The sequence below is a fragment of the Pseudomonas sp. Y24-6 genome (genome assembly GCF_020295325.1).
Lineage (GTDB): Bacteria > Pseudomonadota > Gammaproteobacteria > Pseudomonadales > Pseudomonadaceae > Aquipseudomonas > Aquipseudomonas gregormendelii.
Window position 1 is genome coordinate 25,725 of sequence record NZ_JACBXG010000007.1, and the last position, 15,815, is coordinate 41,539.

The 15,815-nt window shown below is 58.6% G+C and carries 15 protein-coding genes; 4 read left to right on the forward strand and 11 right to left on the reverse strand.

Features of this window, described 5'->3' with window-relative positions; genetic code table 11:
• Positions 1–13 precede the first annotated feature (13 nt).
• On the reverse strand, positions 14–838 hold the full coding sequence (locus HYI44_RS14880) for an alpha/beta fold hydrolase (protein WP_225569886.1): 825 nt from the start codon (positions 836–838) through the stop codon (positions 14–16).
• A gap of 421 nt (positions 839–1,259) precedes the next feature.
• On the opposite strand from HYI44_RS14880, the gene HYI44_RS14885 reads away from it, so the two are divergent.
• Positions 1,260–1,670 (forward strand): helix-turn-helix transcriptional regulator, encoded by a 411-nt coding sequence (locus HYI44_RS14885; RefSeq protein WP_122839874.1) that lies wholly within the window; start codon positions 1,260–1,262, stop codon positions 1,668–1,670.
• A 10-nt stretch (positions 1,671–1,680) separates the two neighbouring features.
• Here HYI44_RS14885 and HYI44_RS14890 read toward each other — a convergent pair whose 3' ends face one another.
• The 4 genes from HYI44_RS14890 to HYI44_RS14905 form a co-directional block, all read right to left on the reverse strand.
• Positions 1,681–2,628 (reverse strand): helix-turn-helix domain-containing protein, encoded by a 948-nt coding sequence (locus HYI44_RS14890; RefSeq protein ID WP_225569729.1) that lies wholly within the window; start codon positions 2,626–2,628, stop codon positions 1,681–1,683.
• A gap of 135 nt (positions 2,629–2,763) precedes the next feature.
• Entirely contained in the window at positions 2,764–3,327 is a 564-nt protein-coding gene (locus tag HYI44_RS14895) for a cysteine hydrolase family protein (protein WP_225569730.1), read from the reverse strand.
• 80 nt (positions 3,328–3,407) lie between these two features.
• The gene (locus HYI44_RS14900; RefSeq protein WP_225569731.1) at positions 3,408–4,874 is read right to left on the reverse strand and encodes a catalase; all 1,467 of its coding nucleotides are present in this window, start codon (positions 4,872–4,874) and stop codon (positions 3,408–3,410) included.
• A gap of 125 nt (positions 4,875–4,999) precedes the next feature.
• Positions 5,000–5,185, reverse strand: a complete 186-nt coding sequence (locus HYI44_RS14905) for a hypothetical protein (protein WP_225569732.1) — start codon at positions 5,183–5,185, stop codon at positions 5,000–5,002.
• 297 nt (positions 5,186–5,482) lie between these two features.
• Here HYI44_RS14905 and HYI44_RS14910 point away from each other — a divergent pair, with 297 nt between their 5' ends.
• Entirely contained in the window at positions 5,483–5,749 is a 267-nt protein-coding gene (locus HYI44_RS14910) for a Rho-binding antiterminator (protein ID WP_045058492.1), read from the forward strand.
• A gap of 103 nt (positions 5,750–5,852) precedes the next feature.
• Here the strand turns inward: HYI44_RS14910 and HYI44_RS14915 are convergent, their stop codons facing one another.
• From HYI44_RS14915 to HYI44_RS14925, 3 genes are all read right to left on the reverse strand, one after another.
• A complete protein-coding gene (locus tag HYI44_RS14915; RefSeq protein ID WP_225569733.1) occupies positions 5,853–6,101 on the reverse strand; it encodes a CsbD family protein in 249 nt (82 codons plus the stop codon).
• Positions 6,102–6,211: 110 nt separating this feature from the next.
• Positions 6,212–6,637, reverse strand: a complete 426-nt coding sequence (locus tag HYI44_RS14920) for a VOC family protein (protein ID WP_225569734.1) — start codon at positions 6,635–6,637, stop codon at positions 6,212–6,214.
• Positions 6,638–6,685: 48 nt separating this feature from the next.
• Positions 6,686–8,575, reverse strand: coding sequence for a sigma-54-dependent Fis family transcriptional regulator (locus HYI44_RS14925; RefSeq protein WP_225569735.1), 1,890 nt, complete (start codon positions 8,573–8,575; stop codon positions 6,686–6,688).
• 244 nt (positions 8,576–8,819) lie between these two features.
• Between HYI44_RS14925 and HYI44_RS14930 the strand changes: the two genes are divergently transcribed.
• The gene (locus tag HYI44_RS14930) at positions 8,820–10,643 is read left to right on the forward strand and encodes an NAD(P)/FAD-dependent oxidoreductase (protein ID WP_225569736.1); all 1,824 of its coding nucleotides are present in this window, start codon (positions 8,820–8,822) and stop codon (positions 10,641–10,643) included.
• 250 nt (positions 10,644–10,893) lie between these two features.
• On the forward strand, positions 10,894–10,986 hold the full coding sequence (locus HYI44_RS14935) for a hypothetical protein (RefSeq protein WP_263868671.1): 93 nt from the start codon (positions 10,894–10,896) through the stop codon (positions 10,984–10,986).
• A gap of 116 nt (positions 10,987–11,102) precedes the next feature.
• Here HYI44_RS14935 and HYI44_RS14940 read toward each other — a convergent pair whose 3' ends face one another.
• The 3 genes from HYI44_RS14940 to gcvPA form a co-directional block, all read right to left on the reverse strand.
• Positions 11,103–12,725 (reverse strand): acyl-CoA synthetase, encoded by a 1,623-nt coding sequence (locus HYI44_RS14940; RefSeq protein ID WP_225569737.1) that lies wholly within the window; start codon positions 12,723–12,725, stop codon positions 11,103–11,105.
• Positions 12,726–12,848: 123 nt separating this feature from the next.
• Positions 12,849–14,405, reverse strand: coding sequence for an aminomethyl-transferring glycine dehydrogenase subunit GcvPB (gcvPB, locus tag HYI44_RS14945; protein ID WP_122839864.1), 1,557 nt, complete (start codon positions 14,403–14,405; stop codon positions 12,849–12,851).
• Positions 14,402–15,805, reverse strand: coding sequence for an aminomethyl-transferring glycine dehydrogenase subunit GcvPA (gene gcvPA / locus HYI44_RS14950; protein WP_122839863.1), 1,404 nt, complete (start codon positions 15,803–15,805; stop codon positions 14,402–14,404). Before gcvPA ends, gcvPB begins: the two co-directional genes overlap by 4 nt.
• Positions 15,806–15,815: the final 10 nt, after the last annotated feature.

Consider the following 15,815-nt stretch of genomic DNA (forward strand, 5'->3'; position numbering starts at 1 on the left):
AGATATGTGCTTCTCAGGATTTCACAAATGCCAGGAGGTCGGCGTTCAGGCGCTCTTTGTGTGTGTCCGTAATGCCATGAGGCGCGCCTTCGTAAACGATTAATTTGCTGTTCTTGATCAGTTTGGCCGATGCGCGGCCAGCTGCATCGATGGGTACGATTTGATCGTCATCTCCATGGATGATCAGTGTTGGCACATCGAACTTCTTCAGATCCTGGGTGAAATCGGTTGCCGAAAATGCCTTGATGCTGTCGTACGTATTTTTGTGGCCACCCATCATGCCTTGCATCCACCACGCATCGATGACGCCTTGCGATGGCTTCGCACCAGGGCGGTTGTAGCCAAAGAATGGTCCGCTCGGGATATCGATGAACAACTGCGATCTGTTGGCCAGGAAGGCTTCGCGAATGTCATCGAATACTTTGATTGGCAAACCGCCGGGATTGGCTTCGGTTTTGATCATCAGGGGCGGCACGGCGGAAATGAGCCCGGCCTTCTTCACGCGCTTGGTGCCATGACGACCGATGTACCTTGCCACCTCGCCTCCGCCCGTGGAGAAACCGAACAGGGTCGCGTCCTTCACATCCAGGTGGTCGAGCAACTGCGCAAGGTCATCCGCATAGTGGTCCATGTCATTGCCGTCCCAGGGTTGGCTGGAGCGGCCATGACCACGCCGGTCGTGGGCGATGCAGCGACAGCCGTTGGAGGCAAGGTGAAACATCTGCGATTCCCAACTGTCCGCGTCGAGCGGCCAGCCATGGCTGAAGACCGCAACCGGGCCTGTGCCCCAATCCTTGTAATAGATATCTACGCCTTCTTGAGTGGTGAAAATACTCATGGTTTTACGCACTCCTTTGGAGGTTTTCCGGGTGGACGCAGGTGTAGCGGATTGCGAGGCCGCCAGGCTCAAGCCCGGCATCCATGCTCCGATCGCCAGCACTGCGCCGCCCATGAGGAGCGCGCGCCGGGCTTCATCGATGTCGATTTTTTGTTTTGTCATGATTTCCTCGAACTGTTGCGATGACTGAAGCCTCACTGCGTGGACGATCAAGTGCGTATGCCCATAGCCCGATACGCTCATAGCATGCGCAAATCGATCAGATACGAACTACGTAAATCCGGCAATTTGAAAGGTTGCAGGTCATATTCAGGATCTTGCGATTACCCCGAAAATCGCGCTATTTGCCTGTTTTACGTAGTAACGCGTTTGCGATCGCGAGAGTCTTTATCAATCTGACCGAGCTTGATAGCAGGTTGAAATGGAAAAGCCCCTGGCCACGCTCCCGAGTTGCAATCCCACGCCGCCCACCGCAGGGGGCGGCTGGCAGCAACTGACGCGCCAAAGCAACATCGCCAAGGTGATGGAGCTACTTCAACGTTATGAGGAGCGACCGATCGGATTGTCACAGCTGTGCCGCGATGCGGGTGTGAGCGAGCGCACATTGCGCTCGATCTTCAAGGAGATGTTCGGTGTCGGGCCTAATCGCTACCTGCACATTCGACGCCTACACCTGGTTCGAGTAGCGCTGTCGATCGCCAGTCCGGATACCGGATCTGTTGGTCAGATAGCTCTACGATTTGGCTTTACCGACAGTGGCCGCATGGCGTCCGACTACAACAGGCTGTTCGGTGAGTACCCCAGCACAACGCTGATGCGAACGCTAGGGTGAGCGTCGGCGTCTATGCAGAGGTTAACGCCTTCGCGGTTTTGAGCGATTGCGCCGGCAGCAATCCAAAGTACTGGCGGTACAAACCGGCGAACCGGCCAAAATCCCAGACGCCAAAGCGCGCACAGATACTGGTGATCGTATCCTCGGGTCCAGCGTGACGGATGGCGTCGCGAATCCCGTGCAAGCGGCGAATCATCAGATATCGGTGCGGGCTCATGCCCAGGTACTCGTTGAAGACATTGCGCACAGTACGTTCCGAGGCGCAGGTCGCCTGACAGATGTCTTCGGTGTAAACCGACTGGGTCTCCAGCGTATCCAGTAACTCCAGCGCACGCTTGAGGATATCCTTGTGATCGCGATGGTGTCGTGGTGCGGCGTGAAGCGGGTCTACGGGCAGCAGCATACGAAACACTACATCCATCACCTCCCGACGCGCGGCCTCCTCTGCCCCCTCGGTGTGCAGAACCTCGGGTGACCGGGCCTCGATCTGGAACAGACGCCGCGCCAGCCACAGCAACGGACCGAGATTGCGCTGGGCATTGCTGACCAGGTTGCGATGCAGTACGCAAAAGTCGAATTCATCTTCGCGCACCGAGGCCCAGCGCAGCACCAACTCGCAGGACATCGCCACCGTCAGCCAACTGGCCGGGCTTTTCGCGTTGATGTGGAACATGGCATTGGGCACCATCCAGCCGATGCGTCGGCGATTGAACGGATGGCCGTCGACCAAGGTGGTCTCATGCCCCGTAAGCGGCAGGAAGATGTTGAAGTAACCGGGCAGCCCAATGCCTGTGTACACCGTACCCGCGCCTTCGCGTCCGCTCATCAGTGCCACGCCGTTCAAATCGACCACGTTGAGCTGCCAGTCGCGTTGTTGCCGAGTGCGCAGCACGTAGCGACCTTGCACCCCGTACAACGCCTCTTCGAACTCGTCGAATTCCGAGCAGATCAATTGCACCGCCGCACCTCACCGGTCCCGAAACAGTGGAAGGCAGCCTCCGTGCCAGATCAGTCCAGGTGCTCAGCATAGACGACGAAAACGGCAGGCGGATGGAAGACCATGGCCGCCCATCCGCCTGCCCGGTGCAGTGGATCAACGGCTCAGGTATTCGCTGGTGGAAATGACCGGCGCATAACCGAAACTCAGTGCAGCCATGAACGCGGCATGCACCTGCGCGGCGGGCACCTTGACCCCGTTAAACTCAAGATCGAGCGTGGCACAGGCGTCGTGCAGTACGGTGGTGGTGTAACCGAAGTCGATCGCCGCGCGGGTCATGCCGTCTACGCACATGTGGCTCATATTACCGACGACCACCACTTCGTTGACCCCGTGCTGATCGAGTATGGCTTTCAGTTCGGTCTCACGGAACGAATTGATGAAGTGCTTGAGCACCACGGGCTCGTCTTCGCGATTTTTTGCGCTTTCGTGTATCTGCGCACCCTCACTGCCGGGGCGGAAAAAAGGCGCATTTTCGTCCTTGAATTCGTGACGAATATGCACCACCAAATCGCCGCGCTCACGAAACCGATCAATCACTCGCGCCGCCTGGGCGGCCGCGTCCTCGACGTGCGAAAGAGCCCATCTGCCACCTGGAAAATAATCGTTCTGGATATCAACGACCACCAGTGCTTTCTTGTTCGAATCAGTACTGCCCATGATTTTTCTCCCAATCGCGTATCACAGAAATGGGTGGCCTGCCGGGCTTGTTCCTTCAAGTTGGCCGCACGCCCTTGGACTTACTTCGCATTTTCCAGTTCTTGCGCTAGAAGACTCAGACCAAGTGCTTGCGCCACTCCTTCACCGTAAGCAGGATCGGCCTTCGAGCAATTGATGATATGCCGATGCTTGATCATCACCGAAGCGTCACCCATAGCCCGTGCCGTATTCTGGAACAACAGGTGTTGCTGAAGCGGCGTCATGAGTCGAAAGAGATTACCGGGCTGCTCGTAATGATCTTCGACCACACTCTGATCCCAATGGGCCGCGTCGCCATCCAGCGACAGTGCCGGCTCGTGGAGTTGCCGGTGATCCTGCCACTCGCCAAAACTATTGGGAAAATAGGACAGCGTTGAACCGAGGTTGCCGTCAGTGCGCATGGCACCATCGCGGTGGTAACTGTGGAATGGACACCGTGGCGCGTTGACCGGGATATGGTTGAAGTTCACGCCCAGCCTGTAGCGCTGCGCATCACCATATGAAAACAGGCGAGCCTGAAGCATTTTGTCTGGCGAAAAACTCACGCCAGGCACAACGTTAGCGGGCGAAAATGCCGCTTGTTCAACCTCGGCAAAATGGTTTTCAGGGTTCCGGTTTAGCTCCAGTACTCCTACCTCCTGAAGTGGAAATTCGCCATGTGGCCACACTTTGGTCAAGTCAAAGGGGTTGTGACGATGGGTACGAGCCTGTTCCTCTGTCATGGTTTGTATGCACAGTTTCCAGCGTGGAAAATCGCCGCTCTCAATGCATTCATAGAGATCACGCAAGTGACTCTCGCGATCACTGCCAACGACATCCGCCGCCTCACCGTCGCTGAGATTGGTGATGGTTTGCTGGCAGACGAAGTGAGACTTGGTCCATACACGCTCATTGTGAGCATTGATCAGGCTGAAGGTGTGGCTGCCGAAACCATGCATGTGCCGATAACTGGCGGGTATGCCGCGATCGCTCATGACGATTGTTACTTGATGCAGCGCTTCGGGCAGCAGTGTCCAAAAATCCCAGTTGTTGGTTGGCGAGCGTAGCCCGGTGCGGGGGTCGCGCTTGACCACATGGTTCAGGTCGGGAAACCTTAGCGGATCGCGGAAGAAAAACACCGGGGTGTTGTTGCCAACGATGTCCCAGTTTCCTTCGTCGGTGTACAGCTTTACCGCAAAGCCGCGAATGTCTCGCTCCGCATCGGCCGCGCCGCGCTCCCCCGCCACCGTGGAAAAACGCACGAATGCCGGCGTCTGCTTGCCGACCTCGGCAAATAGACTGGCTTTGCTGAAATGGCTGATATCGGCGATAACGGTGAAGGTTCCGTAGGCACCGGCACCCTTGGCATGCATGCGCCGCTCCGGAATAACTTCCCGGTCGAAATGTGCCAGCTTTTCCAGCAGCCAAATATCCTGCAACAGCGCAGGCCCGCGTGGCCCGGCAGTCTGGATATTGAGGTTGTCGACAACCGGGGCGCCGGTGGCATGAGTCAGGTTTTTATCGTTCATCAGGTTGACCTCTCAGGGCACTAACGAAGCAATTCGACCAGATCGCTAGTGGTAACGATGGCATGCAAGTATGTCGGTCCATTGATCTCATGCGCCGCGTTCGGCGTTATTGGGCCCTTTAGGCCTCAGGGCTTTTCCTTGGCATTCCATGTCCCCGGTAAAGAAAGATCACCCGATGCGACATCCCATACCGAACTCACACACAGCAGCGGGTCGTGCAGGTCGGCGTTAACCTTGAGCCCTGCCGTCACACCGTCGTATTTGAAGTTATCGGGAAATCCAACAGCTGCCAGGGGCACTTGGATAGTCACTGTGTCCTTGCCGACATTGAGTCCATAATCTGGAGAATCGATGTTCCGGAAATACCAACACGCGAGCTACGTAAAAACGGCAAATTGCGAGGAGCGCGCCTCTGATGATGAACACGTCACTGGAGCGGATATCCGCTAAATAAGGAATGGATGATATTTTGACGAATTCAGGATGCTAAAATCGAACTGCGCCGTTGACAGCTTTGTCACAGCGAAGCCGCCAATCCTGAAGTTGCTGCTGCAATAGCCAGCCAGGGTTACCTCATCATTAAGCTACAGGTTGCTAGGAGACATCAGATGAAAGCGTATCAGCCCCTGAACTGCGACCTGCATGACTACCTGGAGATAGCCTGTATGCACCATTACGACTTGCATATCGAACTGCTCCGAGGACCGGCTTTCGTGGCCAGGGCGCTGACCACACGGACCGCTCCGAGCAAGGAAGAATTTCTCGTTGTGGAGAATGAAGGCGGCAAGGTCGAGTTACGACTCGACCAATTGCTGGCAATAACACCACTCGACTCCAATGCCAGTTTCGGTCGAATAGCGCTCGCAGGCGCCTAGCAACAAGCCCGCCCCCGCACCCTAACTGACAGACAATCCCAGCGAGTACGAGGGGGAGTAAAGACACGAGGGACGTTCCGGCTGGAAGTCCTCTACACTTGGCTCAGCGGCGCAGGAACCGACTCACTAACAGCACCACTGCTGCACCTATCGCGAGTGCAGCAACCGGTTTTTCCTTAACAAACGTCGAGACGTTGTCGAGCGTGTCGCCATAGGTTTTGGTCAGTTGACCAGCAACCTGGTGTCCAGCACCTTCAGCTTCAATCTTCGAATCACCCAACAACCTGCCGACCGCGCTCTGCGCCTTGCCGGTGAGTTTTTCCGCTACACCTTCGACCTGTTCACTCTTCATGATTCACCCAACCTTTGCGTGTAAGTGGCCAGCTCAGGGTCGACCCAAGCCAGGGGATATTTGCACGGCATTAGGGGGATAGGCGTAATGATAAGTTCAAAGTTGATGACTCATTTCGCGAAGAGCTGACTCATATCCTTGAACGCCTTGAACTCAAGGGCATTACCGCAGGGGTCAAACAAAAACATGGTGGCCTGCTCGCCGACCTGCCCCTTGAAACGAATGTAGGGTTCGATCACAAACTGCGTGCCAAAAGACTTCAGGCGCTCGGCCAGTGCTTCCCACTCTGCCCAGCCCAAGATGATGCCAAAGTGCGGAACAGGTACGTCATGGCCGTCTACCGGGTTGCTATGGACGCTGTCCTGGGAAGTGGTTTTCGGGTGTTCGTGAATAACCAGTTGGTGGCCATAAAAGTTGAAGTCGACCCACTGGTTGCTGGAACGACCTTCCTCGAGGCCGAACACTTCGCCGTAAAATGTCCGTGCAGCAGCGAGATCGTAAACGGGGATTGCGAGGTGGAAAGGCGAGAGGCTCATCAGAACTCCAATACAGTTGTTGTTGGCCAGGAAACAGCGATTGCGCATTCAACCAGGTCGTGAAATCCCATGCTGGCGCAGTTTGCGATACAGCGTATTGCGGCTAATCCCCAGCCGGGCGGCAACACGAGCGACGTGCCAGTGTTCCGCTTCAATCAACGTCAGCAGCGTCTGCCGCTCCGAGACTCCCAGTGGGTCCTCGGCCAACACGTCAGGCGCTGCCGGCAGCAACTCCGCCACGTCTTCCAGAGTGACACGGCCCTCCAGCGCCAATGCGACCAGTGTGCGCAGGCACGTGCGCAGTTGCCGGACATTGCCCGGCCAGGGGTGCGTCAGCAAGCGCTCCCTCACACCTGTCTCCAGGTGAATCCTTGTACCTTTCGACTCTTCGCGCAGCAGCAGGTCGAGCAACCGCCCCTTGTCCGAACGCTCACGCAACGGTGGCAGCTGCACGGCGAAGCCGGCGACGCGATAAAACAGATCTTCGCGAAAACGCCCCTCGGCCACGCAGGCCTGCAGATCCTGGTGGCTGGCACAGATGAGCCGTATGTCCAGCGCACGTGCCGCCGCGCCGCCCAGCGGCACCACCTGACGTTCCTCCAGTACACGCAGCAGCCGAGTCTGTAACGCGAGTGGCATATCGGCTATTTCATCAAGGAACAGAATGCCGTCATGGGCCTGCTCCAGCTTGCCGATCATCCCGTCCTTGCGTGCGCCGGTGAAGCTGCCACCGCGATAGCCGAACAACTCGCTCTCGATCAGCGTTTCTGGAATGGCCGCACAATTGATCGCCACAAACGGTTGACTGGCTCTGGAACTGGCGCGATGCAGCGCCGCAGCAAAGGCTTCTTTGCCGGTACCGGTTTCGCCCTGTAGAAACACCGGTACGTCACGCTCCAGCACTCGTAATGCGCGAGCAAAGCCACGTTGCAGGCGCGAGTCTTCCAGACACACGTGCACGTCGTTGATTGGGGGAGTTGCAGGCGTGACGAGAGGCGCATGACGCAAGGGCTCTCGCAACTGTCCGTAGAACTGGCGTCCGTCCAGAAGTCGCATTGGCCAGCAGACACTCGGTTGCGAACTGGCTTGACTCATCACCTGATCGATAGGAGTTTCCAGCAACATCGCCAGCGATTGCCCCACCACCTGGTCACGGCTGAGGCCCAGCAGGTCCAGCGCAGCATGATTGACTGAACGGATACAGGCACTTTCGTCAAAGCTGAGCAGCCCTTCACCCAGCAGCCCGACGAAGCCTGCCTCAGGGTGGAAGCGCAGCAAGTACCGTTGCGGATCATGCCCCAGGAAATAACAGCTCTCGATCAAATTGGCTGTGAGATTGGTCAGCGCCATGGCTTTGAAGTGCTGCTGAAGACCCTGTTCCTCGCGCACGGATGAGAGGTTAAGAACGGCGAGCAACTCTCCGCTTGCATCGAATATAGGGCTGGCCGAACACGTCAAGCCGGCGTGCTTGCCACGGAAGTGCTGATCACGACGGATGGTGACGTGCTGTCGCTCGACCAGGCAGGTACCGACACCGTTGGTGCCCTCGCACTCCTCGCTCCACACCGAACCAAGCCACAGCCCGGAACGCTGGAATTCGGCTCGTTCGGATTCGTTGAACACACTGTCAATCGCCACACCACGAGCATCGGTGAGTAGCACGACGTGGCCGTCACCCCCCAGTTGGTGGTGCAGGCTGGTCATCTGCCAGCGCGCCACGGAGATGATGTGCTCCAGGGGCGCGCGGTGATCCAGCAGGCGTGGGTGCTCAACTACATTCGGCGCGCGGCGGCTGGCGGGATCGAGCTGATGCTGATCCAGGCAACGACGCCATGACCGGGTGATGGCAAGGTCAGTCGCATGGCCGTGGCTGGCAGGGATGCCCTGTACAGCTTGCAGCACCTGTTGTGCATGGGCGTTGATAAAGGCCGGCTTCATTGTTCTTGTTCTCCGCTACGGTCAGGACACGGGGCTGTTGCCAGCTTATAGGAAAAGCCGACCGAGAGCGCCCCATGCGCCGCGTGACACTCTGTCATCCACCCTTCCCGAAATCGTGACATAGGCCCGAGTCAAAGCCTCGTCCGTATTGCTTCAGCCGCTCTGCAACGGGGCTCTCATAAAGGTGGCCCGGGCCTTGCTCCAAGGCAAGTTGTTACAAAAACAACAAGAACGGGAGAAGCCCATGAACATCGCTGTCGAAACACCCCTGCAAACGCCAACTGCCCAGCTCGCGGCCTGGGTCGACAACCTCGGCGAGCGTCTCGCCCAACGCGACCTGGACGGCGCGCTGCAATTGTTTGCCGAAGAGTGTCACTGGCGTGACCTGCTGCTGTTCAGCTGGAACCTGGTGACCCTGGAAGGCAGGCCTGCCATCCGCGACATGCTCGAAACGCGCCTTGATCAAACTCGGCCCGAGCAATGGACACTCGAAGGTGAGGCCACGCTCAACAACGGTGTGCTCGAAGGATGGATCAGCCTGGAGACCGCTACGGCGCGAGGTAAAGGCTACGTGCGACTGAAAGAGGGCCTGTGCTGGACGCTGTTGACCACCATGCGCGAGCTCAAAGGCTTTGAAGAACCCAGGGGCCGCCGTCGCCCGATGGGTGCCAATCATGGTCATGCCCATGCCGACAAACGCAACTGGCTGGAACGCCGTCGTGACGAAGAAGCATCACTGGGCATCACCACCCAGCCGTACTGCCTGATCGTGGGTGGCGGCCAGGGTGGGCTGGGGCTCGCCGCACGCCTCAAGCGAATGGGCGTACCAACGCTGATCGTCGACAAGGCCGAGCGTCCTGGCGATCAGTGGCGCGGCCGTTACAAGTCGCTGTGCCTGCACGACCCGGTCTGGTACGACCATATGCCCTACCTGCCCTTCCCCGATCACTGGCCGGTCTTCACCCCAAAAGACCAGATCGGCGACTGGCTGGAGATGTACACCAAGGTCATGGAGCTCAATTATTGGCCGCGCACCGAGTGCGTGAGCGCCAGCTTTGACGAGCAAAGTGGCACCTGGAAGGTGGACGTTCAACGCGATGGTGAGCGTGTGACGCTACAGCCTGCCCAGTTGATCCTCGCCACCGGCATGTCTGGCGTACCCAACGTTCCTGTTTATGCAGGTGCCGAGGTCTTCAACGGCCAGCAGCATCATTCCAGCCGCCATCCCGGCGGAGACGCCTGGCGCGGCAAGCGCGCGGTGGTCATCGGTGCCAACAATTCGGCTCACGATATCTGCGCCGACCTGGTGGAGAACGGCGCCGAGGTGACCATGGTGCAACGCTCCAGCACCCACATCGTGCGCTCCGATAGCTTGATGGATCTGGTCTTCGGTGGGCTCTACTCTGAAGACGCCCTGGAGTCAGGCCTGACCACGGACAAGGCCGACATGCTGTTCGCCTCGATCCCTTACAAGGTGATGCCAAGCTTTCATCAACCCGTCTTTGCTGCGATCAAGGAGCGTGACAAAGACTTCTACGAGCGCTTGACCAAGGCCGGCTTCATGCTCGATTTCGGTGACGACGAGTCTGGCCTTTTCATGAAATACGTACGCCGTGGTTCTGGTTACTACATCGACGTCGGCGCTTCGGAACTGATCGCTAACGGCACGATCAAGCTCAAGAGCGCGCCGGGCCTGGGTGTGGAACGCATCGAAGCAGATGCCGTCGTACTCAACGATGGCAGCCGACTACCGGCCGACCTGATCGTCTACGCCACGGGCTATGGCTCCATGAATGGCTGGGCAGCGAAGCTGATTTCCCAGGAAGTCGCGGACAAGGTCGGCCGCTGCTGGGGCTTGGGTTCAGGGACCACGAATGATCCTGGCCCGTATGAGGGCGAACTGCGCAACATGTGGAAGCCCACGCAGCAGCAAAACCTCTGGTTCCACGGTGGCAACCTGCATCAGTCACGGCATTATTCGCTGTACCTGGCGTTGCAGCTGAAGGCGCGTTTTGAAGGCATCGACACATCTGTGTACGGCCTGGCGAAGAGTCATCACACTGGCTGAGTAAAATGGCGCCCGGCCGGGGTTGGGCGCCTATCCACAATGCCTCGGATGTACCGCCGGCTTGTTCGCTGGGTTCTGGTTCAACTTGCGGAACAAGCTAGAGCCCCCTTGCGCTGGGTAACATGCGAAACGGTCAGCCAGCCCGACGCCAACGCCAGCAGTAGCGCACACGTAGACAGAATCCCGCCGACCCAGTTGGGCGCTGCATAACCCAAGCCCACAACGCGCACTGCCCGGCATTTCCAAAAAAATGCTGGTGCAGACACTGCGCGATGTGCAAGCGCGGGGACTGGTTACACGCCACGTTCATAGTGTCGTGCCCCCAAGGTGGAATACGCATTGACGCCGCTGGGCAAAATGTTCGCCGAAGCGCCGCAGTCGTCAAACAATCGAATGGATTGGCCTTATGGGATGGGCCGATCCCGCCTAGGTGCAACGTGTTTCCAAGAGGCCCTTTTGTCAGAGTGCCTTGGCCGTGTCGCGCAGCAAATACTTCTGGATCTTGCCCGTCGAGGTCTTCGGCAGCTCGCCGAACACCACGGTTTTGGGCAGTTTGAAACCCGCCAGATGCTCACGGCAGAACTCAATGACATCGGCCTCTCGCGTGTTTCCATACCCGACCTTGAGCGTGATGAACGCGCAGGGTGTTTCGCCCCATTTGTCATCAGGCCGTGCAACCACTGCCGCTTCCAGTACCGCCGGGTGGCGATAAAGGACGCCTTCAACTTCGATAGTGGAAATATTTTCGCCGCCCGAGATGATGATGTCCTTGAGACGATCCTTGATTTCAACATAGCCGTCCGGATGCCGAACAGCCAGGTCGCCGGTATGGAACCAGCCGCCCTTGAAAGCTTCGGCGGTTGCCTCGGGGTTTTTCAGATAGCCTTTCATCACCGTATTACCGCGCATGAAAACCTCCCCCATACTGGTGCCGTCGCAAGGCACGGGCTCCAGGGTTTGCGGGTCGGCGACCATCAGTCCTTCAAGGGTCGGATACCGTACGCCTTGTCGTGACTTGATCTTCGCGCGCTCGTCCAGCGGCTGTTCATCCCAGTGCGCATGCCAGGCGCATACCGTCACCGGGCCGTAAACCTCGGTCAGGCCATAGACGTGGGTGATCTGGATGCCCATTTCCTCGACCGCACCAATGACCTTCGCCGGCGGTGCCGCCCCTGCAACCATGGCGTTGACCGGATGATCGATAACTGACTTGGCCGATTCCGGCAGATTGACCAGCGCATTGAGGACAATCGGCGCACCACACAGATGACTGACCCTGTGCTCGTGAATCAGTGTGAGAATTTTTTGCGGATCAACCCGGCGCAGGAATACATGAGTTCCTGCCAACGCTGTGACGGTCCACGGATAGCACCAGCCATTGCAGTGAAACATCGGCAACGTCCATAGGTACACCGGGTGGTTGCCCATGGCCCAGGTCATCTGATTGCCCAGTGAGTTGAGGTAGGCGCCGCGGTGGTGATAAATCACGCCTTTGGGGCTACCTGTGGTGCCGGAGGTGTAGTTGAGGGAAATGGCTTGCCACTCGTCCTCTGGCCATTGCCAGGCGAACCCGGGGTCGCCCTCGGCAAGAAACGCTTCGTAGTCCAGAGCGCTCACGGCACTGCCTTCGCCGTACTCAGGATCGTTCACATCCACTACCAGCGGCGGATTGGCAAGTGCGCTCAAGGCCTCACGGATCACCCCATGAAACTCACGGTCGGTGATCAACACCTTGGCCTCGCCGTGCTCCAGCATAAAGGCGATGGCCTGCGCATCCAGGCGTATGTTCAGGGTATTGAGAACCGCGCCGATCATTGGCACACCAAAATGCGCTTCGAGCATCGCCGGGATGTTCGGCAGCATGACCGCTACCGTGTCGCCCTTGCCGATGCCCCGCCCGCTGAGCGCACTGGCCAGGCGCCGGCAGCGATCATAGGTTTGTTGCCAGTTGCGCCTTACAGCGCCGTGGATCACCGCCGGATACTGACCGTAGACGCAAGCCGTACGTTCGATGAAGCTCAGTGGTGAAAGGGCAATATGGTTGACTGGCGAGGGCGCCAGGCCCGTTTCGAAAATCGACATGACGTTTTCCTGTGAGGAAACCGCCAGCCGTGTAGTGATGCTGGCAGCGTCCAATGGCTGATTGTTAGCTCTGATCAGGCTTCGATAACGCCTGCGCCTGATCGACGAGGACGCTGCAACGGTTCAGGCAGTCTGTTTGTTGTTTTTGCGCAGGTACGAGCGCCAGGTCATCGCCCAGCGCAGCGGATCTTCCAGCGGTGCGGCCTTCAAACGGTGGATCGCCTGATTATGCGGTGAGGTCTTGACGATCTCCGGGTTCGAGTAGGCTTCGTCGCAAATGTGCGCGAGCACGGCGATCCAGGTATCCAGCGCTTCCTTGCCATACATCTCGCCCGCCTCGGGCGTGAAAGGCTCCGGCACCAGCCACGGGTGATGACTGCTCCACATCGGGTCAATGCCGAAATCGCTCATGCGATTCTGCACATCGTGAACGTCAACCCCGGTGTCTTCCTTGAGTTGCTCAAGGCTGTAGCGCGTCATCTCCATCCGCGGGCTGGTGGCCTCGGGGTGGGAGCGGGTGACGCCGCGTATCGCCAGCAACCCTTTTTCCATGTAGTTGTTGGCCAGCACCGAGATATCGGACGCTTCGGCCATGCCTTGTGCGCCCATGGCACGGGACCAGGCGTAGGCCTTGAGGATGACGGGCACGTTGCCCCAGAACTCACGGATCTTGCCGGCGCTCTGCGGCCGGTCGTGATCCAGGCTGTAGCGCTCACCGTCGAACGCCACTACCGGTGCCGGCAGGAACGGCGCGAGCTCCGCCGAACATCCATAAGCGCCCACCGCCGGGCCGCCGACCCCGCTTTTCGGAGCGCCAAAGGTCTTGTGCAGCATAAACATGCACGCATCAAAACCGAGTTCCCGAGCCCGAATCTTGGTCATTGCGCCGTTGAAGTTGGCGTGGTCGTAGAAGCACAGCCCGCCCGCCTCGTGCACCACCCTCACCCATTCCCGGATCTGTGGGTTATACACGCCCATGTCATCGGGATTGTTCACCATCAGCGCAGCCGTTCGATCGGACACGGCGGCCTTGAGTGATTCGAGCGACGGATAACCGTTCTCCTCGATCATTAGCGTGATCACCTTGAACCCCGCCGCCGCCGCGGTCGCCGCACTGCTGGGGTGCGTCTGGATCGTGGTGATGATCTCATCGCGCTGTGCCAGCTCGCCCCGGGAAGCGTGGTAGGCACGGGTCACGGCGCAGTTGGTGTAGGCCGCGTCGGCACCGCCACCGGCCTGGAAGATGAACTGATCCATCCCGGACAATTCGCGCAGGATCGTGTCCATGCCATGCACGACTTCCAGGGCACCTTGCAGGGTGTCTTCGTCCTGGTACGGATGCATGTGAGTGATTTCCGGGCGCCAGGCCATCGCCTCGTTGATCTGCGCGTTGTACTTCATGGTGCAGGTGCCGAACAGACTGATGTTCATCATGCCCAGCGTCTGCTGCGACAGGCGCAGATAGTGATACAGCACCTCGGGCTCGGACATTTCCGGCAACGCCGGTTTACGCGTACGACGCATGTTCGCAGGGATCAAATCAGCGGCGCTGCCGACAGCCATTTGAACGTCGGCTTCGACATCGGAAAAAATCACACCGCGACGGCCGGGATAGCCCATTTCCAAAATGACCGGTTCGCTCCAGACGGGAGCGTGGTATTGCTTGAGTGCAGTGTTCATTGCGCGATTACCTTTTTGAGTGCAGCAGTCAGACGCTCGAGATCGGCCTGGGTGTGAATCTCGGTGACGCAGTAAAGGGCGCTGGCGCCCAGCTCCGGGAAGTCCTGTGTCAGGTCTTTTCCGCCAAATATCCCGAGGGCGAGAAGTTGCTTGTTGATGTCTTTCACACTCAGGCCAGTCGCGTCGAAATTCACCACGAACTCCTTGAAAAAACCGCTGGGAAAGGTCACGCGCACACCTGGAATGCCCGCCAGCAGCTTCGAGGCATAACGAGCCCGTTGCAGGATGACATTACCCACGTCTTCAAAGCCCTGGGGGCCCATCATTGCCATGTACACGGCATTGGCGATGGCCCACATGTACACCGAGTGCCCGGTCCAGTCGTTACCTTTGTCGCGCAGGCCGTAGGACGATTGCTCGAAGAGACTGAGGCCAAAACCGTATTCGCCGGGCTTGGTGGTCTCGGCGATGCTGATGAACAGCGTCGGATACTGGTGGGCATAAAGTTCTTCGTCCCGCGTCGCGATGAAACCGCTGACGCCGCCACCGCAATTCATGTGCACCCCGAGCGGCTGCGTGGTACCCACCACGATGTCCGCTCCGAAATCGATCGGTGCTGCCAGCACACCCAGCGAAATAGGATCGACGCCGACGATCACCTCGGCACCGACCGCATGGGCAATGGCGGCGATGGCGGCGCCCTGCTGTTCGATCACCCCGAAGTAGGACGGGGTTTCGAAATAGACGGCAGCGGTTTGCTCACCGATCAAGGCACGAAGGTGGTCAAGATCGAGCAAGCCGGTTGCCGGGTCATAGTCGACCAGGCGTACGACAATGTGGCTTGGCATGTCGACCGGTTCGCAATAGTTGCGAATGATTGAAAGCCGCTCCGGGTCAATGGCGCGGACCACCGCGACCTCGTTGCGCCCGGTGATGCGGGTGGCCATGCGAATGGCGTGGCCTGCCGCGCAGCCCCAGCTGCGCACAGGCAGGCCTACCAGGTCCATGTTCAGCAGCTCGCCGAGCTGGCTGCAGAACTCGAACCAGGCCTGGTTGCGGCCATGGTCGGAGCTTGGCTCGCCGAATACCGACGTCAGCCACTCGTTGCGGCGCACAACTTCGTCGCAGGCTGCCGGAACGTGATGCTGCCAGCAACCGGCGCCCAGAAAGTTGAGGTTCTGCTCGCACGTCTTGTTCTTCGACAGGATACTCACCAGGTGCCGACGCAATTCGCTTTCGTTCAGTGCCGGTGGCAGGTTGATCGGACGTTGCAGGCGGTGGCCTTCGGGGATTTGCTCGAACAGTTCTGCAATGCTGGCGACACCGATCGAGTCGAGCATCTCTTGCTTGAGTGCGGGAACAGAATTGGCCATGTACGGGTGAGCGACATGATTGCTCATGGGGTTATCC

Coding starts and splice junctions, on each gene's coding strand:
- HYI44_RS14880 (WP_225569886.1), bottom strand. CDS start 838: ATGAGTATTTTCACCACTCAAGAAGGCGTAGATATCTATTACAAGGAT.
- HYI44_RS14920 (WP_225569734.1), bottom strand. CDS start 6,637: ATGAGCCTCTCGCCTTTCCACCTCGCAATCCCCGTTTACGATCTCGCT.
- HYI44_RS14910 (WP_045058492.1), top strand. CDS start 5,483: ATGAAAGCGTATCAGCCCCTGAACTGCGACCTGCATGACTACCTGGAG.
- HYI44_RS14935 (WP_263868671.1), top strand. CDS start 10,894: ATGCTGGTGCAGACACTGCGCGATGTGCAAGCGCGGGGACTGGTTACA.
- HYI44_RS14900 (WP_225569731.1), bottom strand. CDS start 4,874: ATGAACGATAAAAACCTGACTCATGCCACCGGCGCCCCGGTTGTCGAC.
- gcvPA (WP_122839863.1), bottom strand. CDS start 15,805: ATGAGCAATCATGTCGCTCACCCGTACATGGCCAATTCTGTTCCCGCA.
- HYI44_RS14930 (WP_225569736.1), top strand. CDS start 8,820: ATGAACATCGCTGTCGAAACACCCCTGCAAACGCCAACTGCCCAGCTC.
- HYI44_RS14940 (WP_225569737.1), bottom strand. CDS start 12,725: ATGTCGATTTTCGAAACGGGCCTGGCGCCCTCGCCAGTCAACCATATT.
- gcvPB (WP_122839864.1), bottom strand. CDS start 14,405: ATGAACACTGCACTCAAGCAATACCACGCTCCCGTCTGGAGCGAACCG.
- HYI44_RS14925 (WP_225569735.1), bottom strand. CDS start 8,575: ATGAAGCCGGCCTTTATCAACGCCCATGCACAACAGGTGCTGCAAGCT.
- HYI44_RS14885 (WP_122839874.1), top strand. CDS start 1,260: ATGGAAAAGCCCCTGGCCACGCTCCCGAGTTGCAATCCCACGCCGCCC.
- HYI44_RS14895 (WP_225569730.1), bottom strand. CDS start 3,327: ATGGGCAGTACTGATTCGAACAAGAAAGCACTGGTGGTCGTTGATATC.
- HYI44_RS14915 (WP_225569733.1), bottom strand. CDS start 6,101: ATGAAGAGTGAACAGGTCGAAGGTGTAGCGGAAAAACTCACCGGCAAG.